This is a genomic window from Pseudomonas sp. Colony2 (assembly GCF_019382755.1).
Taxonomy (GTDB): domain Bacteria; phylum Pseudomonadota; class Gammaproteobacteria; order Pseudomonadales; family Pseudomonadaceae; genus Aquipseudomonas.
In genome coordinates, this window is the sequence record NZ_CP080030.1 from 3,420,390 (window position 1) to 3,438,373 (window position 17,984).

Genomic DNA, 17,984 nt, shown 5'->3' on the forward strand with positions numbered 1-17,984 from the left:
CGTGATGAATGCACCGCTACCCGCGCCGATCAAGGCCGTGATCTTCGACATGGACGGCCTGCTGCTCGACACCGAAGGCATCTACACCGAAGTCACCCAACTGATTGCCGACCGCTACGGCCGCACCTTTGACTGGAGCATGAAGCAGAACACCATCGGCCTGGGGGCTTATGAACTGGCCAGCTATATCGTGCAGGCCGTGGGCTTGCCGATGAGCCCCGAGGCGTTCTTGCAGGAACGCACACCATTGATGAATGCGCGGTTTCCCCAGGCGGCGGCCATGGCCGGGGCCCAGGCGCTGGTGCGGCATTTGTCGGCCCACGGTGTGCCGATTGCGGTGGGTACCAGTTCGTCGCGGCACTATTTCGAACTGAAAACCACCTTGCACCGCGACTGGTTCTGCTTGTTCGATGCCATCGTCACCGCCGATGACCCTCAGGTAGGCGCTGCCAAGCCGGCGCCGGATATCTTCCTGGTGGCTGCCGAGCGACTGGGAGTGACGCCCGCTGAATGCCTGGTGTTCGAGGATTCGCCATTTGGCATCACTGCGGCCAAGGCGGCCGGGATGTACGCCGTGGCCATCCCGGACCCGGCGATGCCGCAGGAGAAGTTCCTGCATGCGGATGGAAGACTGCTGAGCCTGGAGGCGTTTGACCTCGCGCGATGGGGGTTGCCAGCCTACCGCTGACTCGACGTCCGGTAGGCTGCCTCGTCGTCAGCGGGTGTATGGTAGACCGGGCAAACACCTGGATTATCTCTGGAGAGAGAGGTGACTATGAGCACTCCCATGCTGAACAAGCTGCATCTCAACGGTTATGACATCGTGCAGGTCAACAGCGGCCCGTGGCGCGTCTGTACCAAGGCTGATCGCCTGGCATCCTTCGGTTCCCGTGAGCAGGCGCTGGCGTATGCCGCTGCGCTGCCGGGGTACAAGGCCAGGTCGATGCCGGTGGCCAATGATGCTTGAACCATCAAAAGCCTCGGTCAATCCGGGGCTTTTTATTGGGTCTCGCTTGAGCAATACATAAACGGTGGCGAGGGAACTTGCTCCCGCTGGAGTGCGAAGCGCTCCCAGGATTTTGGGGCCGCTACGCAGCCCAACGGGAGCAAGCTCCCTCGCCACACAGAGGATATGGTGGGATGATTCGCAGCTGATCAGCCCGTAGGAACCTGTCATGTCCCTGGCAACCTTATTTCTGTTCGTCATGATGAGCGCCGCGATTATCGCGATACCTGGCCCGACGGTTCTGTTGGCCCTGCAAAATGGTTCGCGCCATGGTTTGCAGGCGGCGTTCTGGGGCATGGCCGGGGCGGTGTTGGCCGACGCGTTGCTGGTGACGGCGGTGGCGTGTGGCCTGGGATTGCTGCTCGCGGCCAGCGAAGGGTTGTTTCAGGCGCTGAAATGGATCGGTTCGGCGTACCTCATCTGGATCGGCTGGCAGATGTTGCGATCACCCCAGGCGGCGTTGCCATCGGTGGGCGAAGGTGAGGATGGCGGCACCCGCTCGGCGAGTATTTTCACCCGCAGTTTCCTGGTGGCGATTTCCAATCCCAAGGCGTTGTTGTTCATGTCGGCATTCCTGCCGCAATTCGTCGACAGCACCCAGGCGCAACTGCCGCAGTACGCGTGCCTGTTGCTGGCGCTGTGCGTGCTCAATGTCAGCATCATGATGTTCTACGCGGTATGCGGGGCACGCTTGCTCAGTCGCCTGCGGCCCGCACATTTGCAGCATTTCAATCGCGGGGCGGGTGGGTTGTTGATGACGATGGGCGTGCTGTTGGCCGCTTACCGTCGTGCCCCGGCCGCGTAACTTAAACGAATGGCTGGCCGTGGAACCCGCGTGGCAGGCGCTGACGGCCTGGCAGGTCGGTCAGGCGCTGGGTCCAGGCACTGCGCCAGTCACCGGCGGCATGGGCGGTTTTGGACTTGCGCGCGGCACGCCGAGCGGCGTTGCGTTGGGTGCGGCGGGCTTCCTTGAAGACTTCGGTGTTACGGCAGGTACGGCACTTGACCCGATTCAGCTCGGTGCTGGAAGGGAGGTTGTTGCCGTGATGACCGCAGGCAAGATGCCCGGCGACCTTGAAGTGAATGACCATGTAAGCGTCTCCTTCTTGGGGGATGCGTCGCATCGGTAATCTGCTGATGCGCGCGGGCAGGGCGGGGCAGCCATTGGCTGATGTTCACCGCTCTGTCTTTTATGACAGTTCGCTGCTCCATGCGTTCGTTTGAGGGTATTGCGCCTCCGTCGACACCCGTAGCGCCTGCTGGTAATGCAACGGCGAGCGCCCGATCTCACGTTTGAAGGCATGGCTGAATGCGCTCTGGGAGTTGTAGCCCAGCGAGAGCGCGAGCTCGATCAACGAGCGTTTGCCCTCAGCCAGCGCCCGCGCTGCCAGACGCATGCGCCACTGGGTGAGGTAGGCCATCGGCGAGACCCCGGCGACGTCCTTGAAGTAGGCCGCAAAGCTGGCTCGCGACATTGCACACGCCTTGGCCAGTACCTCCAACGGCCTGGTTTCGCCCGGCTCGCCATGGATAAGGCGCAGCGCCGGCGCCAGGCGTTTGTCGGTCATGGCGCGCAGCCAACTGCCGGACAGCGGCGGTGCGGTTTCGAAATGCAAACGCAGAATTTCGATGAACATCAGGTGCGCCAGTTGCGATGAGGCCACTGCTGCACCCGGACGATCATGCTCCCGTTCACGCACCAGTTGATTGAGCAACCAATGCAGTGTTTCGAGCGCATGGGTCCTGGCATTCAAATGGATGAAGGGCGCCAGTGCTGCACGTAGCAGGTGTTCGGAGTCAGGGCTGAGTTCCACCTTGCCGCCAATCATGAAGAACTCATCCCCATCGCCGTGATACGCCAGGGCACCCACTCGCTTGTCGAGGATCTGTTGCAAATCCACCGGTGTTGCACTCAGGTCGCTGGCCATGACATGGGGCCTTTCGGCCGACAGTAGAAACACATCGCCTTCGTTTACCGCAATGGGCGTGCTTTCGCCTTTGATCTTCAGCCAGCACGTCCCTCGCAACACGCCCCAGAACTTCAATTGGGTAGCCGGTGGAAAGGCGATCGCCCAGCGTCCGCCCGCCACCAGGCCGCCGGACATCACGGAGCGGGCTTGCATGAAGGTGAGCAACTCGGAAAATGGATCAGTCATGATTTAGACGATTGCTTATAAAAACTGGAGTCTAGCGCATTCATCGTCTAGGTCGGATGGATATGCTGGGGTCTCCAACGTCACTACAGAGGGTTTGATCATGACATCACGCACTTGGTTGATCACCGGAGCCAACAGTGGCTTTGGACGCGAGATGACCGAGCAATTATTGGCACGGGGGGAGCGCGTTGCGGGCACGGTCCGGGATTTGGCGAGCATGGCGGACCTGCGAGCGCTTCATGGCGAAAGGCTGTGGCTGGCCGAGTTGGATCTGACTGATACCCCGGCGATTCGCCGGGTGGTCGATCAGGCATTCAAGGCGCTGGGGTCCATTGAGGTGGTGGTCAGTAACGCAGGCTACGGCCTTTTCGGCGCCGCAGAAGAGATGACCGATCAGCAGATCGAGCATCAATTGGGTACCAACCTGCTGGGTTCCATTCAATTGTTGCGCGCCGCGCTGCCCCACCTCAGGGCCCAGGGTGGCGGGCGGATCCTGCAACTGTCCACCATGGGCGGGCAGGCCGTTTTCCCGGGTGGTTCGCTGTACCATGCGAGCAAGTGGGGAATTGAAGGCTTTGTCGACGCCTTGGGCGAGGAAGTGGCTTGTTTCAACATCGGCTGCACCCTCATCGAACCCGGTAGCGCCCGCACCGGTTTTCGCTATCGCAGCGCGCAACTGGCGCCACGCCTGGAAGACTACGACCGTTCTCCTTCCAGCCACGCACGGCGGATGATCGAAGGCGGCACGACGGTGTCGTCGGGTGACCCGGCCAAGATGGTTGCGATCATGCTTGCCAGCGTCGACCAGCACCCTGCGCCCAAGCGCATTGCCTTGGGGCCAGACGCCTACACCGTGATGCACAAGCAGCTCAGCGACCGTCTGGCAGCACTGGAAGCGCAAAAGGACCTGGCATTTTCGACGGACTTCTTTGTGCCGTAACGAAACCGGCATCGCTGTCCGCGACGCACCCGCTCGTTTATCCTCCGGTCACACACACAATGTGACTGGAGTGGAAGATGAGCAATCAAGAGTCCCAGGAAGGCGGCTGCCGTTGTGACCGGGTGCGTTTTACCGTGACCGAAAAACCATTGATCACCATGGCGTGCCACTGCACCGGGTGCCAGAAGATGTCATCCAGCGCGTTCTCGCTGAGCGCGCTGATCCCCAGCCACGGATTCACCATCACCCAGGGCAACCCGGTGATCGGCGGGTTGCATGGCGTAGACCGCCACTACTGCTGCCCCCACTGCATGAGTTGGATGTTTTCCCGCCCCAATGGCGTGGAAGATCTGATCAACCTGCGTCCCACCATGCTGGATGACGCCAGCGGTTATGTGCCATTCATTGAAACCTGGACCAGTGAAAAGCTGCCGTGGGCGACTACCCCGGCGCAGCACAGCTTTGCGCAGCTCCCGGAGAGGGAGAATTTCCCCGCGCTGATACAGGCGTACGCCGAGTACAGCGGCGGTTGAACTAGTCCATCAGCGCCAGCAGGTCGGTGTCGCCCACGTCGCGCCCGGCCTGGGTCAACAGCGTTGTCACCTGGCCCCGGTGGTGGGTCTGGTGATTGAAGAAGTGCACGAGCAGTGCATGAAAATTCTTGTTCATGGGCGTGCCCGCCATGTTGTGGTACTGCAGGGGCTGATCCAGGTCCGACTCACTGATCGACTGCACCCAGTCGATGATGAGCTGGTCGAGCCAGGCGCGGTGGGCCGACAGTTCACGGATATCGGCGAAGGCCAGTTTATTCAGACGTGGCGGCAACCCCAACGCGTCTAACGGTACCAGCGCGGCAAAGCCTGCTGGATGCTCGGCGAAACGCTTGAGCCAGACGCGATCACCCAGGGCGAGGTGGTTCAGCGTGCCAAGAATCGACCCGAAGAACGCGCCACGGTCGGCAATCAAGTCTTCGTCGCTCAGGCCGTGGGCCGCTTCATACACCTTGCGGTTCATCCACTGGTTATAGGTCGCCATCAAGGCAATCTGCTCGGTACGGGTCACGTGAGGTTCCTCGATGGGGCGCGCGTCGCCATGATAATGCGAGCCTGCCGGGCGGTCATGGTGTTCTCGCGCAGCGCAGCTATTGTTGTTGATCTGGAACTCTGCGCCCTGGGAGGGTGACACCATGAATACCGGCGATCTACTGGAACAATTGCTGCGGGCGGGCCAGGCCTCGTCCAGCCAGCAGGGCGGCGCTGCACCCGGGTCTCAGGGCGGGCTCGGTGGTTTGGGCGGCTTGCTTGGCGGTTTGCTGGGCGGCAGCGGTGCTTCGGCTTCCGGCGGTGGCGGCCTTGGTGGCTTGCTCGGTGGCCTGGGCGGCATGCTCGGCGGAACCCGTGCGGCGCCTCAGGGGCGCACCGGCGGCACCAACTACGCGGCGCTGGCGTCGTTGGGGATGATGGCGTTCCAGGCGTATCAGGCCTGGCAGCGGCAACAGGCGTCGGCGCCGCAGCAGGCGTTGCAGACGGTTGACCAGTTGTCTGGCGCGCAGGTCGAAGAACACAGCCACGCCGTGCTGCGTGCATTGATCGCGGCAGCCAAGGCGGATGGCGAGATTGATGAGCGGGAGCAACAGATGATCTCGGCCGAGATCGGCAAGCACACCGATGATCCGCAATTGCAGGCGTGGCTGGATGCCGAGGTGGCCAAGCCGCTGAATGCGGCGGATTTTGCCGAGTTTGCCGGCGACCCGGCGGTGGCGTCGGAGGTGTACCTGGTCAGTGTGCTGCTGGTGGATGACCAGCGGGACGCGGAGCGCAATTATCTGGATGAGCTGGCGGCGCAGTTGAAGATTGATCCTGCGTTGCAGGTGCATCTGGAGCAGCAGGCCAAGGGGCAGGTTTAAACCGCTATTACGGTCATACCAAACCTGTGGCGAGGGAGCTTGCTCCCGCTGGGCTGCGTAGCGGCCCCGGAATCTTTGGGAGCGCTTCGCACTCCAGCGGGAGCAAGCTCCCTCGCCACAGCAAGCTCCCTCGCCACTGGGATCATCGTCTGCGGGTTAGAACCGCAGTGTGGCCCCCGTCGTGAGCCATTGATGCTGATCCCCGATCAAACTGCGTCCTACCACCAGGTCCACGTCCACATTCTTGCCGATATGCATCCTCGGCCCGGCTTGCCACGCCTGGTCGCCGCCTTGCTGGCCGTAGCGTTCGGCGATCAGTGTCAGTGAGTCCATCAGGCTGTATTCAAACCCGGTGCCCCAGGTCGGCCGATGGGTCTGGTCGCCGTCGTTATAAGCGTGGCTCCAGCCGGCGTTGAAGTTAAGCCGCAGGGCCTCCATGGGCTGCCAGGTAAACGGCACATTCAAGTCCGCGCCATCAAATGAGTGCCGGCGGTTCAGCGCGTAATGCACGCCGGCAGACGCGGCCAGTTCCAGGCCCAGGTCTTCCCGGGCCCACAACTGCGCCTTGAGCTGCGGATTCACTTGGGTTTCGCCGTCGCCATCATGGTTGGCCCGGGACACGGCGGCAGTCCACTGCAACCAAGGAATGGCAGCGGAGGTGCAGGCCGGCGCCAGGGTTTCACTGTGGGTTGAGCCAGCGTGCCGGTTGGCGGTGAACCAGGCGTCGACATTGCATTCGCCCGGGGCGTTGATTGCGCCGTCGTCGACCACGTAGGAGCCGCCGGCCGCATGGGCATTCGACATCAGGCTGAGCACCAGCACGATGCCCGCGGTCACGCCGACGAAAATCAGGTTGCGCCGCACTGCCCGAAGCTTGGAGGCGGGCAGGGGATGGAAGGTAACGTGGGTGGTGCGGTTGCGGTATTTGGCGAAACCGTCAGGGGTGTGTTTCTTGTACATGGTGAACCTCGATCAACAGCCGGTGGCGCGCCCCGACCGGACTTGGCAGGGACGCGCCGTGTTTCAAATAGAAAAAAGTGTGCAACGGGGTACCGCTACAACGGGGTTCTTCGTTCATGCCTGGATACTCCAATAAGGGTTGATTCAGCTGTCTACAGTCAGCACATGGATGCCACTGGCCCTGGCCTGGCTCACCAGTTCCGAGGTGTCGTCGCCACCGGGCAGCGCGATGATCACGTCGGGCCGGCTGTCGGTGAGCATGAACTGGTTGCGATGGCGTTCGGCCTGCTTGCCATGGCGTTGCCAGTTGGGTGGGTAACGCACCACATCCACTCCGGTTTCCCGGGCCCAGTCTTCCACGTCGCTGCCCAGGAACTGGCTGCCACCGTGGATCAACACCTGCACCGGGCGCAGGCGGTGGTAGGCGTCCAGCACCTGGCGGGACATTTTTGTATCGGCGTAATGACGACCTGCACAGATCAAGACGCGCATGGTGATCTTTCCTTGTAGTGCGTATTGCCATTTATCGACGCGGGCGCAGCAAGCGGATACAGGTGCTGTTCAAGCTGCTGGAAAAACCCAGCATGAAGCGCATTTCCACGGCGCTGAGCACGTTGCGCGCGTACAGCCGTACGCCCAGCACCATCACCGCCTTGGCCGCCTGGGCGAGGCCGTACACCAGCAGCGCGCGAGCAGCGTTGTCGAGGTAGCTCATAAGTGTGTTCATTGTCTGTCTCCGCGTGCACTGGCTATCTACCGATAGCCAGCGCTTTCAGGGGCGGTTGATCAGTACCACTGCTTGAAGCGGCGGATGTAGAGGGTTTTCATCAGTTGTGCCACGCAGCAGTAGGCGACCAGGGTGCCCACCAGCCATGGGAAGTACGCAAGTGGCAGCGGCTCCAGGCCAACCATCGCGCCCAGCGGCGAGAACGGTACGTAGATGCCCAGCCCGATCACGATGCAGGTCATCATCATCACCGGCCATGCGGCGTTGCTCTGGAAGAACGGGATCTTGCGGGTGCGCAGCATGTGCACCACCAGGGTTTGCGAGAGCAGCCCCTCGATGAACCAGCCGGACTGGAACAGGGTCTGCATTTCCACGCTGTTGGCCGAGAACACGTACCACATCAGGGCAAAGGTGGTCATGTCGAAGATCGACGAGGTCGGCCCGATCCAGATCATGAAGCGGCCAATGTTTTTCGCGTCCCACTTGCGTGGCTTGGCCAGGTATTCCTTGTCCATCTTGTCCCACGGCAAGGCCAGCTGGGAGATGTCGTACATCAGGTTTTGCAGCAGCAGGTGGATCGACAGCATTGGCAGGAACGGGATGAACGCACTGGCCACCAGCACCGAGAACACGTTGCCGAAGTTGGAACTGGCGGTCATGTTCAGGTACTTCATGATATTGCCGAAGGTCTCGCGGCCTTTCAGCACGCCTTCTTCCAGCACCATCAGGCTCTTTTCCAGCAGGATAATGTCGGCGGATTCCTTGGCAATGTCCGTCGCGCTGTCCACCGAGATGCCCACGTCGGCATCCCGCAAGGCCGGAGCGTCGTTGATGCCGTCGCCGAGGAAACCCACGGTGTGGCCGTTGGACTGCAAGGTCTTGAGCACCCGCGACTTCTGCAGTGGCGTCAGCTTGGCGAACACCGTGCGCTCCTCGACCCGCAGCTTGAGGGTGGCGTCGTCCATCGCTTCGATTTCCGTCCCCAGCAACGGTACGCCTGGCTCAAGGCCGACCTGGCGGCAGATCTTGCTGGTGACGATGGCGTTGTCGCCGGTGAGCACTTTGACCGCCACGCCAATTTCGCGCAGGGCAGCGATCGCCGGGCCAGCGGTTTCCTTTGGTGGATCAAGGAAGGTCAGGAAGCCACGGATCACCAGGTTGCGCTCATCGGCCGTGGTGTACTGCTTGCGGGCGAGTGCATGGGGAATGTTGCGGGTGGCCAGCACCAGCACCCGGAAGCCGTCTTCGTTGTAGTCCTGGGCAATCGCCAGCAACTCGTTGCGACGCCGATCATCCAGCTCGACGGCCACGTCGCCTTCCATCACGTGGGTGGAAATGCTCAGCATCTCCTCGACCGCACCCTTGCACACCAGCAGGTGATCGTTTTGCGCGTCCTTGACCACGATCGACAGGCGACGGCGAATAAAGTCGAACGGCAACTCATCCACCTTGCTGTAGGCAAACGGCACCTGGAACTTCGGATTCTGCTCGGAGAACTGTACGACCGCCTGGTCCATCAGGTTCTTCATGCCGCTCTGGTGATGGCTGTTGAGCCAGGCGAGGGTCAGCACTGAATCATCACGGTTGCCAAAGGCGTTGACGTGGTGCTCGAGGATGATCTTGTCCTGGGTCAGGGTGCCGGTCTTGTCGGTGCACAGCACGTCCATCGAACCGAAGTTCTGGATCGCGTTGAGGCGCTTGACCACCACCTTGCGCTTGGCCATGGCGGTTGCACCCTTGGCCAGGTTGGCGCTGACGATCATCGGCAGCATTTCCGGGGTGAGGCCTACCGCCACTGCCAGGGCGAACAGCAACGCGTCGCTCCAGTCACCCTTGGAGAAGCCGTTGAGGAAGAACACGATCGGCGTCATTACCAGCATGAAGCGGATCAACAGCCAGCTGACGCTGTTCACCCCGCGGTCAAATGCGGTTTGCACTCGGGAGCCGACAATCGCCTTGGCCAGGGAGCCAAAGTAGGTGCGCGGGCCGGTGGCAACCACCACGGCTTTCGCCCGGCCGCTGACCACGTTGGTGCCCATGAAACAGATGTTCGGCAGGTCCAGCAGGTTGCCCTGGTCGGCCGCCGTGGACGTGGCGGATTTTTGCGTCACATCCCCGAGGGTGTCGTACTTCTCTACCGGCAAGGCTTCGCCGGTCAGCACGGCCTGGCTGATGAACAGGTCACGGGACTCGATCAGGCGGATGTCGGCCGGGATCATGTCGCCGGCAGACAGTTGCACGATATCGCCGGCCACCAGGTCGCGCATTGGCACTTCCCGCAGGGTCGGCTTGGAGCCCACTTGCTCGCGACGCAACACCGTGGCGGTGGTGCGCACCATGGCCTTCAAGGCCTCGGCGGACTTGGCCGAACGATGCTCCTGCCAGAAGCGCAGCAGGCTGCTGAGCATGACCATGGTCATGATAATGATGACCTTGGTCAGGTCGGCTTCTTCACCGGCCTGCAGTGGCAGCCAGTAGTCAGTGAAGAAACTGATGGCGCCGAGGGTCAGCAGCACGTAGATGAACGGGTTGTTCAGGGCCTGGAGGAATTGCACGATGGCGTGAGGCGGCTTGTCGTGGGCCACCTCGTTGTAGCCTTCACGTTGCAGGCGAGCAGAGGCATCCAGTTCGGTCAGGCCATCCTTGGTTGCCCGGACATTGGCGAGGGTTGCCGAGAGGCCGTTCTGGGCTTCGCGGGCGGCGCGCATCGACAGCTTGGTGTCGGTATCCGTGCCGTTTTTCTTGTGCAGTTTCGGGTTTTTTACTGCGCTCATTGTGTGTACTCCTGTCGCCAATTTTTCGACAAAACATACCCGGTACTTACCTGATGACAGGCGAGCGAAAGCATGCCGAGTCGCTGACTTCGCGATCGGTTTAAATAAAGTGTTGGGTAACTTTCTACAGGCCCGCTAACAGCGCGTTAGTTAACTAACGCGCAGCGGGCTACTACTGGCTTCGTCCATAGAGAACTCCAGCTAATCAACTAACGGATAATCAGGAAGTTGCTGTTTCCAGCTGGCTTATGCCGCGCGAGCGTCCACGTAGAGGCTCAGCATCAGGCTCGCTTGCGCGACCAGGCTGGAAACGTCCCGTCTCTGTGGGTCTTGAGGGTCGGCGTGATCCCATTGCTGGACCAGGTGGCCGGTGGTGGGGCAGATACGCCAGTGTGCCCGGGGAGTCGGGCACACGCGGGGGGATGAGGTCACAAAGGTGCTGCGGGTAGGGGAAAAGCCTACGGGCTCGCGGCACAATTTGGCACGCAGGGCGTTAGCCAGCGTACGCAGATCAGGTAAAACAATCAGTTGAAAGGTCATAACACACCTCGGGACCGGACTGGCATCCGGTGAGGCAGTTACGTTGGAGCGTCAGGCTCTAGCGCAGCTTACTCGGCCGGAAAGGCGAGTCCCGTCATTTTTTCTGGGTTTGGCGCCCGATTCGCCGCATTCACGGTGATCGGACAACGACTAGATACTGTGTCCATTGGCTTCTTTTGTGAGGTTGAAAAATGGCCCTGAGTTGCAGGCACGGGGAATTTACTCAGGCAGTTGCCGGATGTCAACGTTTAATGACTTAAATTGTTACTGGTTCAGAGTTTGTTCAGATAGAAGGTTGGGGAAGTTGCAATATCAAATGTGCTTATTGATAAGTGGCCGGTGTGTGGCGGGCAGGTGAAGTAACAATAGCCGGATAACTTATGCGGGGTTCCGAAGCCTGCGTTCGGCCAGCGTGGTTTAACGGGGCGCCCAAGATCAACAGCAAGAGCACAGCGGCCTACCGGCCGGCTTGAGTGTTGTAGAGCAAAAGCCAAATCAAAAGCTAAAGCGGGCACGGTCCAAATGTGGGAGCGGGCTTGCTCGCGAAGGTCGTTAACGATGACGTGGGTATTCTGGATGAACGCGGCGCTCTCAGGTTTTTCGCGAGCAAGCCCGCTCCTACAGAAAGCAGATCTGTTTTCGCTCTGGTCTTTGCTTTTGCTTTTAACACTCAGGTCGGCTTTCAGGCCGCCGTGCTCTTGCTTTTGATCTTGATCTGACTGCCCCAATAAGCCCGAGGCCGAACGCAGGTATTGCGGAGCCCTTTGCCTACTTTGGGCTGGGCCGGCATTCCGGCTTTTCCAAAGTGAGCCGCTGTAAGAGCGGAACCATAGGCCGCCGTTACCCAAATAACGGATATGCCCCCTCAAATCCCCCGCAACGCCAAAATCGCCAAATACAGCAGCACCACCCCACAAGCCCCATAGCTAACCCTCTGCCACATGGGCGAAGCATTCCGCCGCAGCAAATTGACCAACCCCGCAATCAAAAAACACGACAACACCGAAGCCAGCATAAACCCCGCAAAAAACATCAACGTCTGCCCATGGCTAGGCGCCGCCCCGACTATCCCCGATAACGCACTCCCCAGCGCCCCCCAATAGACAATGTTCTTCGGATTGGCCAGGGAAATCGCCGCCCCCACCACCAGCGCATTCTGCCCGGACCTGGCCGGCGCACTCCCGGCCTCTGGCAAGCGCCAGGCATCCATCAGGCTGCGAATCCCGAGCCAGGCCAGATACAGCCCACAAACGGCCGTCAGCGGCACCCGCACCGACTCATGCTGGATCAACAACGCCATGCCCGTAAGCCCGATCACCGCCCACACGGCATCGCCCACCAGCGAACCGATCTGCACCAACAGCGCAGGGGTAAACCCATGCAGCAGCCCACGGCGCAGCGTCTCCGCCAGCACCGCCCCCGGCGACAGGCAAAACACAAACCCAAACACCAGCGCCGAAAAAAAGATCGTCAACATGCCTGCCTTCCTTCAAGTGATGGCCGGCATTTTAGGGAAGGGTGTGTAAGTCGTCTTGAACCAGATTGCGCTTTTCAGCCCTTGAGCACGCGTTGATAGCGCCCCGGTGTGATCCCGTAGGCCGCCCGGAAATGCCGATTCAGATGGCTCTGGTCAGCAAACCCCAAGGCATGGGCAACCTGCGACGCCGCAACGCCTGAGCGCAACAGCCCCTTGGCGCGCCGGGTACGCAGTTGCATCGCCCACTGGCGTGGACTCAGCCCGGTTTCTTTCTGAAAAGCCCGCAGCAGATGGAATTTCGACAGGCCCAACTCGTCACCAAGGGTCTCGAGTGCCACCGCCTGGTGCAGGTTTTCAGCCAGCAATTCCTGGGCCTTGATCACCAACCCGCGTCCCACCGCAGTGCTGCCAGGCAAGCGGACGCCGCTGCAACCGACGACTTCGCCGAGCAGCACCACCAGGGCTTCCTCACTCAGCTCCCGGGCCAGCGGATCGACACTCAACGCACCTTCAATCGCCCCGGCGAGTTTCATCGCCAACGCCGGCTGGAAGCACAGCGAACGGTCGAACTCCAGGTGCGCCAGGCCCAGATCAGCCGCCAATTGCTCGGCAGTCGCATACAAGCTGACAAACCGCCACGGCTGCCCTTCGGCCGCGCCGCCGCCTTGAATCTGCCCCGGGTTGTACAGGGTGATGCTGCCTGGGCCGGCCTCGAAGGTGCGACGATCCAGCCACACCTGTTCCTCGCCGAGCAGGTTGACGCCGATCACGCATTCATCATGGCTGTGGCGGGCAAATGTCAGGCCGGTGCAGGTGGTGCTGCTGACTTCGTAGTTGCCCAGCCAGGCGTGCTGCATGGAACTCATTGAGGGGGCTCGCTGTGACCGTTGCCCGCGAGCATACGCCGGAAAAGACCTTCAGATCGACTACTCGCCCGGCTCTTCGGTTACGGCGTGGCGATGCGATCAAGCTCGGCCTTGATTTCGATGGGACTGAGGCTGGCGAACGGAATCTCGAAAAAAGCCCGGCAGCGCCGTTCAATGATTTCCAGGGTGGCGCGGAACGCGGCGTCGACCTGGGCTTCATCGCCTTGAACATCCGACGGGTCCTCCAACCCCCAATGTGCCTTCATGGCCGGGCCGAAATACACTGGGCAAGCTTCTCCGGCAGCCTTGTCGCATACGGTGACGACGATGTCTGGCGGGCTGCCTTCAAAGGCGTCGTTGCCCTTGCTGTACAAGCCTTCGGTGCTGATGCCGGCGGCCTTCAGCGTGGTCAGGCTGCGTGGCAGCACCTGGCCCTTGGGGAAACTCCCGGAGCTGATGGCCTGGAAACCGTCCGGCGCCAGATGGTTGAACAAGGCTTCCGAAAGAATGCTGCGGCAGCTGTTGGCGGTGCACATGAACAGGACTTTCATCAAGCGAACTCCGTCAGAAACTCAGGCGCAAGGCCAGGGCGGCGAGGGTGATCAACAGTACCGGCAGGGTCAGCACGATCCCGACCTTGAAGTAGTAACCCCAGGTGATGGTGATGCCTTTGCGTGCCAGGATGTGCAGCCAGAGCAAGGTCGCCAGGCTGCCGATAGGGGTGATTTTGGGGCCTAGGTCGCTGCCGATCACGTTGGCGTAGATCATCGCGTCCTTGACCACGCCCACGGCGTGGCTGGCCTCGATGGAGAGCGCGCCGATCAGCACGGTTGGCAGGTTGTTCATCGCCGAAGACAGCAGCGCGGTGAGTACACCGGTGCCCAAGGCCGCGCCCCATACGCCATAGCTTGCGAAGGTGTCGAGCCAGGTCGCGAGGTAGTCGGTCAGCCCGGCGTTACGCAGGCCGTAGACCACCAGGTACATGCCCAGGGAGAAAATCACGATCTGCCAGGGCGCTTCCTTCAGCACCTTGCGGGTGGAGATTTTGTGGCCCTTGGCGGCGATCACCAGCAGTAATATGGCGCAGGCGGCAGAAATTGCACTGATGGGAATGCCCAGCGGTTCCAGGGCAAAGCAGCCCACCAGCAGGATGCCCAGCACCCACCAGCCGGCGCGGAAGGTGGCGCGGTCGTGGATCGCGCTGGCAGGGTCGTCGAGGTCGGCCGGGTCGTAGGTTTGCGGAATGTCCCGGCGGAAAAACCACAGCAATACGGCGAGGGTCGCGGCGACGCTCACCAGGTTCACCGGCACCATCACTGCGGCGTATTCGTTGAAGCCGATCTTGAAGTAGTCGGCCGAGACGATGTTCACCAGGTTGGAGACTACCAGCGGCAGGCTCGCGGTGTCGGCGATAAACCCGGCGCCCATGACGAACGCCAGGGTGGCCGCCGGAGAAAAGCGCAACGCCAACAGCATCGACATCACGATGGGCGTGAGGATCAGCGCCGCGCCGTCGTTGGCGAACAAAGCCGATACCAGCGCGCCCAGCAGCACCATGTACGCGAACAGTCGCCGACCGCGCCCACGGCCCCAGCGCGCCACATGCAAGGCAGCCCAGGCAAAGAAGCCCGCCTCATCCAGCAGCAGGCTGATGACGATCAGCGCGACAAAGGTCCCGGTGGCGTTCCAGATGATGTGCCACACCACCGGGATGTCGGCCAGGCTGATAACCCCACAGGCCAGGGCCAGGATCGCACCCATCGTGGCGCTCCAGCCCACGCCCAGGCCCTTGGGCTGCCAGATGACCAAAATGATGGTGAACAGAAAGATAGCAACGGCAACAAGCATGAAAAGCTCTCCGCAGGATCAGCAGCAGGCGCTGGCCCGTTGTGGTCGGTCACCCATGGTTTCCAGACGCTGGGCGTCTGTTTTTAACCAGGCTTGGTTGGCTTGCAGGGTGGTGTCGAGCACTTCCGTCACCCACTCCGGCAAGGCCGGGTTGAGGCGGTAATAAATCCACTGGCCCTGGCGACGGTCCAGCAGCAACCCGCAACTGCGCAGTTGCGCCAGGTGGCGGGAGATTTTCGGCTGGCTGTCGTCCAGAGCATGGATCAATTCGCACACGCAAAGTTCGCCTTCACGCAGGATCAACAACGTCAGCCTGGCGCGGGTGGCGTCGGCCAGGCATTTGAAGACGTTGGGCGGGGAGAAAAGATCTGACATGGTCAGTGCCTTGATACATATGGAAATTCGAATATACGGATTTCCATATGTATTGGTCAAACCTTGTTTCGATTGACCTGCGTCAAGTGCCCGACAATCGATGACAAGTGGTTGAAATTAAACTGAAACACAAATGTCCTAAAGTGCCTGCCCATTGGTGATGAAGGAAGAAAACGTGTGACCCGTGCCACTCGCAACCTGCGCAAGACCCTGGATTCCGTCGCGGACAATAACGAAACCGCGGCGTTTGACCTGATGCGCGCCGTCGAAAAGCTCAGCGATGAAGTGCTGCGCCAGCGCCTGCTCAATACCATCCACCGGCTCAACCAGGACGCCCACGAACTGCGCGAAGCCCGGGACGCGGTGGAGCGGGTGTCGGTCAAACTGGCTTGAGCACGATCGTTCAAGACAATCCCTGATACCGCTGGCATGCTTGTCGACTGACTGTCGATGAGCTTGTTGTGTATGCCTAACGCTCTGCCTCTGAATGCCTTTTCCCGTGGCGCGATTGCGATCATTCCATTGTCCCTGGCGTGTGCGCCGTGGGGATTGCTGGCCGGTTCGACTGCAATTGATGCCCAATTCACGCCGCTGGAAGCCCAGGGGCTGTCGACCATCGTGTTTGCCGGTGCCGCACAATTGGTGGCCATCGGTATGGTCAAGAGCGGCGCCAGCCTGATTTCGATCCTGCTGACCACCTTGCTGCTGACCTCCCAGCATTTGCTCTACGGCATGCACATGCGTCCCACGCTGTCGCCGCTCAAACCACGGTGGCGCATGAGCCTGGGCTTTTTGCTGACCGACGAATTCTTCGCCCTGGTCAGCCAGTACGACCGCCAGACCTTCAATCGCTGGTACGCCCTGGGCGTCGGCCTGACGTTCTATATCATCTGGAACGTCTTTACCTTCGCCGGCATCGTGCTCGGCAAAAGCATTCCCGGGCTGGATCAACTGGGCCTGGAATTCTCGATCGCAGCGACCTTTATCGCCCTGATCACCCCGGTAGTGCGCGACGTGCCGACCATCGTCTGCGTAGCCGTGTCGTTGCTGTGCTCGGTTTGGCTGAGCTACCTGCACTGGGAATCGGCGGTGGTGGTGTCCGGTGTGTTGGGGATGAGCGCAGGGTTTGCCTGCAAGCGGCTGGGAGTAGGGCAACAATGATCTTCGTGATGATTTTTGGCATGGGCCTGATCGTGTTTCTTAACCGCTACCTGTTTCTCGAGCCGCGCCTGCCGGTGCGCCTCAATCGCGGGGCGCGGGAGTTTCTCGGGTTTGCCGTACCGGGGATGCTCACCGCCATCTGCGGCCCGATCATTTTCCTGGCTGATCACAAGCTCAACCTGAGTGTGGGCAACCCCTACCTGCTGGCCGGAATCAGCGCCGTGGCGTTGATGTTCTGGACCCGTAGCGTGCTGATCACCGTGTTGCTGAGCATGGCGCTGTTCTATCTGTTCCGCTGGCTGCTCTGACCAGCAAACTCCTGCTACGGGGGGAGCAAAACCAAGGCAAAAAAAAGCCTGCGGGAGGGCAGGCTGGAAGGGAGACTTCTTAAAAATGAGCCTGCCGACTATAGGCGGCGAGATCTTCCTTCACAGTGAAACAAAGTTCATGAATCTGTCAGCTATTCGATAACCGGGGCGGCGGCTTTCTTGTTGGCTTTCGCCTCGGCCGCCAGGCATTCCAGGGCAAATTGCTCGGTGTAGGTCATCTGGATCGGGGTGCTTTCGCCCTTCACGGTGCGCTCGCCGTCAAGGATGTAGCGGATGCGCTTGTCGGTCACGCCGATGCGTTTGGCGATCCACGAAGGCGTCTGGCCGATGCGCCTGATCAGCTTGTCGGCGTAGTCGGTGGAGGGGTTGTAGCGCTCGGCATTGGGTGTCATGGGGTTTCCGGGTAAAAGCGGGTTCGTAAGTAGGCGGCAGGGTGACGCAATAATCCTTCGGTGTCGCCTGCTAATGGTACAGTCGCGTTTTTTCCAAGGAAGCTTCGGTATGCGGATGGTGGTAATTGGCGCTTTGGTCCTGGCATCGCTGGCCGGTTGCGCGGGCTCGAAGATGAAAGAGGCGCGTACCGGCGCGCCCTACAAAACCCTGGCCTCGGACAAGGCTCCGCTGGTGGTTGCCCAGTGCATCCAGTTCGGCTGGCAGGATGAAGCGGTGTTCGGGGTGGATGCCGGTGGTTTCATGGAGCCTGCACAGGCTGGTGGCTTCACCATCTACACCACGGCAGGTGACTATTTTGTCGACGTGCGCAGTGCCGGCGCCGGCGCCTCCGTCAACTATTACGCGGCCCAGGATGACTATCCGGCCAAGCGCCGCCTGGCGGCACTGGCGACCTGCCTGTAATCCATTCCGTTAGAAAAGTTCAGAAATGCCCTGCGGACAGTCCCGCAGGCATTGTTTTAGTATT

The 17,984-nt window shown here is 60.9% G+C and carries 24 protein-coding genes; 10 read left to right on the forward strand and 14 right to left on the reverse strand.

What is annotated here, in order from left to right; genetic code table 11:
* Positions 1 to 4 precede the first annotated feature (4 nt).
* The 3 genes from JV201_RS13565 to JV201_RS13575 all read left to right on the forward strand — a co-directional run bounded on the left by JV201_RS13565 (position 5) and on the right by JV201_RS13575 (position 1,811).
* The gene (locus JV201_RS13565; RefSeq protein ID WP_177028280.1) at positions 5 to 688 is read left to right on the forward strand and encodes an HAD-IA family hydrolase; all 684 of its coding nucleotides are present in this window, start codon (positions 5 to 7) and stop codon (positions 686 to 688) included.
* Positions 689 to 775: 87 nt separating this feature from the next.
* A complete protein-coding gene (locus JV201_RS13570; protein WP_219407073.1) occupies positions 776 to 967 on the forward strand; it encodes a DUF2188 domain-containing protein in 192 nt (63 codons plus the stop codon).
* Positions 968 to 1,175: 208 nt separating this feature from the next.
* Positions 1,176 to 1,811, forward strand: a complete 636-nt coding sequence (locus JV201_RS13575; RefSeq protein WP_008435048.1) for a LysE family translocator — start codon at positions 1,176 to 1,178, stop codon at positions 1,809 to 1,811.
* Position 1,812: 1 nt separating this feature from the next.
* On the opposite strand, the gene JV201_RS13580 is transcribed toward JV201_RS13575, so the two are convergent.
* Together JV201_RS13580 and JV201_RS13585 are read right to left on the reverse strand one after the other, a co-directional pair.
* Positions 1,813 to 2,097 carry a hypothetical protein gene (locus tag JV201_RS13580; RefSeq protein WP_003207761.1) on the reverse strand — a complete coding sequence of 95 codons (285 nt, stop codon included), beginning with the start codon at positions 2,095 to 2,097 and terminating at the stop codon, positions 1,813 to 1,815.
* Positions 2,098 to 2,196: 99 nt separating this feature from the next.
* Positions 2,197 to 3,162 carry an AraC family transcriptional regulator gene (locus JV201_RS13585; protein WP_102368998.1) on the reverse strand — a complete coding sequence of 322 codons (966 nt, stop codon included), beginning with the start codon at positions 3,160 to 3,162 and terminating at the stop codon, positions 2,197 to 2,199.
* A gap of 100 nt (positions 3,163 to 3,262) precedes the next feature.
* On the opposite strand from JV201_RS13585, the gene JV201_RS13590 reads away from it, so the two are divergent.
* Together JV201_RS13590 and JV201_RS13595 are read left to right on the forward strand one after the other, a co-directional pair.
* Positions 3,263 to 4,102: an SDR family oxidoreductase gene (locus JV201_RS13590; protein WP_032899357.1), complete on the forward strand. Its 840-nt coding sequence runs from the start codon at positions 3,263 to 3,265 to the stop codon at positions 4,100 to 4,102.
* A 77-nt stretch (positions 4,103 to 4,179) separates the two neighbouring features.
* Positions 4,180 to 4,635 (forward strand): GFA family protein, encoded by a 456-nt coding sequence (locus JV201_RS13595; protein ID WP_003207766.1) that lies wholly within the window; start codon positions 4,180 to 4,182, stop codon positions 4,633 to 4,635.
* Position 4,636: 1 nt separating this feature from the next.
* Here JV201_RS13595 and JV201_RS13600 read toward each other — a convergent pair whose 3' ends face one another.
* Positions 4,637 to 5,164 carry a DinB family protein gene (locus JV201_RS13600; RefSeq protein WP_219407074.1) on the reverse strand — a complete coding sequence of 176 codons (528 nt, stop codon included), beginning with the start codon at positions 5,162 to 5,164 and terminating at the stop codon, positions 4,637 to 4,639.
* Positions 5,165 to 5,288: 124 nt separating this feature from the next.
* On the opposite strand from JV201_RS13600, the gene JV201_RS13605 reads away from it, so the two are divergent.
* The gene (locus JV201_RS13605) at positions 5,289 to 6,008 is read left to right on the forward strand and encodes a tellurite resistance TerB family protein (RefSeq protein WP_008435042.1); all 720 of its coding nucleotides are present in this window, start codon (positions 5,289 to 5,291) and stop codon (positions 6,006 to 6,008) included.
* Between the two features lie 156 nt (positions 6,009 to 6,164).
* Here JV201_RS13605 and JV201_RS13610 read toward each other — a convergent pair whose 3' ends face one another.
* From JV201_RS13610 to JV201_RS13655, 10 genes are all read right to left on the reverse strand, one after another.
* A complete protein-coding gene (locus JV201_RS13610) occupies positions 6,165 to 6,968 on the reverse strand; it encodes a hypothetical protein (protein ID WP_134326563.1) in 804 nt (267 codons plus the stop codon).
* 144 nt (positions 6,969 to 7,112) lie between these two features.
* A complete protein-coding gene (locus tag JV201_RS13615) occupies positions 7,113 to 7,460 on the reverse strand; it encodes a DUF2493 domain-containing protein (RefSeq protein WP_003217865.1) in 348 nt (115 codons plus the stop codon).
* A 31-nt stretch (positions 7,461 to 7,491) separates the two neighbouring features.
* Positions 7,492 to 7,695: a hypothetical protein gene (locus JV201_RS13620; RefSeq protein WP_257903320.1), complete on the reverse strand. Its 204-nt coding sequence runs from the start codon at positions 7,693 to 7,695 to the stop codon at positions 7,492 to 7,494.
* 59 nt (positions 7,696 to 7,754) lie between these two features.
* Positions 7,755 to 10,469, reverse strand: a complete 2,715-nt coding sequence (gene mgtA, locus JV201_RS13625) for a magnesium-translocating P-type ATPase (RefSeq protein WP_102606048.1) — start codon at positions 10,467 to 10,469, stop codon at positions 7,755 to 7,757.
* 246 nt (positions 10,470 to 10,715) lie between these two features.
* Positions 10,716 to 11,009 (reverse strand): hypothetical protein, encoded by a 294-nt coding sequence (locus JV201_RS13630; RefSeq protein WP_003219143.1) that lies wholly within the window; start codon positions 11,007 to 11,009, stop codon positions 10,716 to 10,718.
* Between the two features lie 865 nt (positions 11,010 to 11,874).
* The gene (locus JV201_RS13635) at positions 11,875 to 12,486 is read right to left on the reverse strand and encodes a LysE family transporter (protein ID WP_003212608.1); all 612 of its coding nucleotides are present in this window, start codon (positions 12,484 to 12,486) and stop codon (positions 11,875 to 11,877) included.
* Between the two features lie 74 nt (positions 12,487 to 12,560).
* Entirely contained in the window at positions 12,561 to 13,352 is a 792-nt protein-coding gene (locus JV201_RS13640; protein ID WP_177035512.1) for an AraC family transcriptional regulator, read from the reverse strand.
* Between the two features lie 80 nt (positions 13,353 to 13,432).
* A complete protein-coding gene (locus tag JV201_RS13645; protein ID WP_087693911.1) occupies positions 13,433 to 13,903 on the reverse strand; it encodes an arsenate reductase ArsC in 471 nt (156 codons plus the stop codon).
* A gap of 13 nt (positions 13,904 to 13,916) precedes the next feature.
* The gene (locus tag JV201_RS13650) at positions 13,917 to 15,200 is read right to left on the reverse strand and encodes an arsenic transporter (protein ID WP_003212605.1); all 1,284 of its coding nucleotides are present in this window, start codon (positions 15,198 to 15,200) and stop codon (positions 13,917 to 13,919) included.
* A gap of 18 nt (positions 15,201 to 15,218) precedes the next feature.
* Positions 15,219 to 15,575 (reverse strand): metalloregulator ArsR/SmtB family transcription factor, encoded by a 357-nt coding sequence (locus JV201_RS13655; protein ID WP_219407075.1) that lies wholly within the window; start codon positions 15,573 to 15,575, stop codon positions 15,219 to 15,221.
* A 177-nt stretch (positions 15,576 to 15,752) separates the two neighbouring features.
* Between JV201_RS13655 and JV201_RS13660 the strand changes: the two genes are divergently transcribed.
* The 3 genes from JV201_RS13660 to JV201_RS13670 all read left to right on the forward strand — a co-directional run bounded on the left by JV201_RS13660 (position 15,753) and on the right by JV201_RS13670 (position 17,044).
* A complete protein-coding gene (locus tag JV201_RS13660) occupies positions 15,753 to 15,968 on the forward strand; it encodes a hypothetical protein (RefSeq protein WP_003212603.1) in 216 nt (71 codons plus the stop codon).
* A gap of 72 nt (positions 15,969 to 16,040) precedes the next feature.
* The gene (locus JV201_RS13665) at positions 16,041 to 16,736 is read left to right on the forward strand and encodes an AzlC family ABC transporter permease (protein WP_003212602.1); all 696 of its coding nucleotides are present in this window, start codon (positions 16,041 to 16,043) and stop codon (positions 16,734 to 16,736) included.
* Complete coding sequence (locus tag JV201_RS13670; RefSeq protein WP_008432487.1) at positions 16,733 to 17,044, forward strand: AzlD domain-containing protein; 312 nt, start codon at positions 16,733 to 16,735, stop codon at positions 17,042 to 17,044. The genes JV201_RS13665 and JV201_RS13670 overlap by 4 nt, the downstream gene beginning before the upstream one ends.
* Before the next feature lie 152 nt (positions 17,045 to 17,196).
* On the opposite strand, the gene JV201_RS13675 is transcribed toward JV201_RS13670, so the two are convergent.
* Positions 17,197 to 17,457, reverse strand: a complete 261-nt coding sequence (locus JV201_RS13675; RefSeq protein ID WP_219407076.1) for a hypothetical protein — start codon at positions 17,455 to 17,457, stop codon at positions 17,197 to 17,199.
* 109 nt (positions 17,458 to 17,566) lie between these two features.
* Between JV201_RS13675 and JV201_RS13680 the strand changes: the two genes are divergently transcribed.
* Positions 17,567 to 17,920 (forward strand): hypothetical protein, encoded by a 354-nt coding sequence (locus JV201_RS13680; RefSeq protein WP_087693907.1) that lies wholly within the window; start codon positions 17,567 to 17,569, stop codon positions 17,918 to 17,920.
* The last annotated feature ends 64 nt before the right edge of the window (positions 17,921 to 17,984 follow it).

Excerpts from the sequence above, each read along its gene's own strand:
- JV201_RS13565 (WP_177028280.1), top strand. The coding sequence starts at position 5 with ATGAATGCACCGCTACCCGCGCCGATCAAGGCCGTGATCTTCGACATG.
- JV201_RS13570 (WP_219407073.1), top strand. The coding sequence starts at position 776 with ATGAGCACTCCCATGCTGAACAAGCTGCATCTCAACGGTTATGACATC.
- JV201_RS13575 (WP_008435048.1), top strand. The coding sequence starts at position 1,176 with ATGTCCCTGGCAACCTTATTTCTGTTCGTCATGATGAGCGCCGCGATT.
- JV201_RS13580 (WP_003207761.1), bottom strand. The coding sequence starts at position 2,097 with ATGGTCATTCACTTCAAGGTCGCCGGGCATCTTGCCTGCGGTCATCAC.
- JV201_RS13585 (WP_102368998.1), bottom strand. The coding sequence starts at position 3,162 with ATGACTGATCCATTTTCCGAGTTGCTCACCTTCATGCAAGCCCGCTCC.
- JV201_RS13590 (WP_032899357.1), top strand. The coding sequence starts at position 3,263 with ATGACATCACGCACTTGGTTGATCACCGGAGCCAACAGTGGCTTTGGA.
- JV201_RS13595 (WP_003207766.1), top strand. The coding sequence starts at position 4,180 with ATGAGCAATCAAGAGTCCCAGGAAGGCGGCTGCCGTTGTGACCGGGTG.
- JV201_RS13605 (WP_008435042.1), top strand. The coding sequence starts at position 5,289 with ATGAATACCGGCGATCTACTGGAACAATTGCTGCGGGCGGGCCAGGCC.
- JV201_RS13610 (WP_134326563.1), bottom strand. The coding sequence starts at position 6,968 with ATGTACAAGAAACACACCCCTGACGGTTTCGCCAAATACCGCAACCGC.
- JV201_RS13615 (WP_003217865.1), bottom strand. The coding sequence starts at position 7,460 with ATGCGCGTCTTGATCTGTGCAGGTCGTCATTACGCCGATACAAAAATG.
- JV201_RS13620 (WP_257903320.1), bottom strand. The coding sequence starts at position 7,695 with ATGAACACACTTATGAGCTACCTCGACAACGCTGCTCGCGCGCTGCTG.
- mgtA (WP_102606048.1), bottom strand. The coding sequence starts at position 10,469 with ATGAGCGCAGTAAAAAACCCGAAACTGCACAAGAAAAACGGCACGGAT.
- JV201_RS13630 (WP_003219143.1), bottom strand. The coding sequence starts at position 11,009 with ATGACCTTTCAACTGATTGTTTTACCTGATCTGCGTACGCTGGCTAAC.
- JV201_RS13635 (WP_003212608.1), bottom strand. The coding sequence starts at position 12,486 with ATGTTGACGATCTTTTTTTCGGCGCTGGTGTTTGGGTTTGTGTTTTGC.
- JV201_RS13640 (WP_177035512.1), bottom strand. The coding sequence starts at position 13,352 with ATGAGTTCCATGCAGCACGCCTGGCTGGGCAACTACGAAGTCAGCAGC.
- JV201_RS13645 (WP_087693911.1), bottom strand. The coding sequence starts at position 13,903 with ATGAAAGTCCTGTTCATGTGCACCGCCAACAGCTGCCGCAGCATTCTT.
- JV201_RS13650 (WP_003212605.1), bottom strand. The coding sequence starts at position 15,200 with ATGCTTGTTGCCGTTGCTATCTTTCTGTTCACCATCATTTTGGTCATC.
- JV201_RS13655 (WP_219407075.1), bottom strand. The coding sequence starts at position 15,575 with ATGTCAGATCTTTTCTCCCCGCCCAACGTCTTCAAATGCCTGGCCGAC.
- JV201_RS13665 (WP_003212602.1), top strand. The coding sequence starts at position 16,041 with ATGCCTAACGCTCTGCCTCTGAATGCCTTTTCCCGTGGCGCGATTGCG.
- JV201_RS13670 (WP_008432487.1), top strand. The coding sequence starts at position 16,733 with ATGATCTTCGTGATGATTTTTGGCATGGGCCTGATCGTGTTTCTTAAC.
- JV201_RS13675 (WP_219407076.1), bottom strand. The coding sequence starts at position 17,457 with ATGACACCCAATGCCGAGCGCTACAACCCCTCCACCGACTACGCCGAC.
- JV201_RS13680 (WP_087693907.1), top strand. The coding sequence starts at position 17,567 with ATGCGGATGGTGGTAATTGGCGCTTTGGTCCTGGCATCGCTGGCCGGT.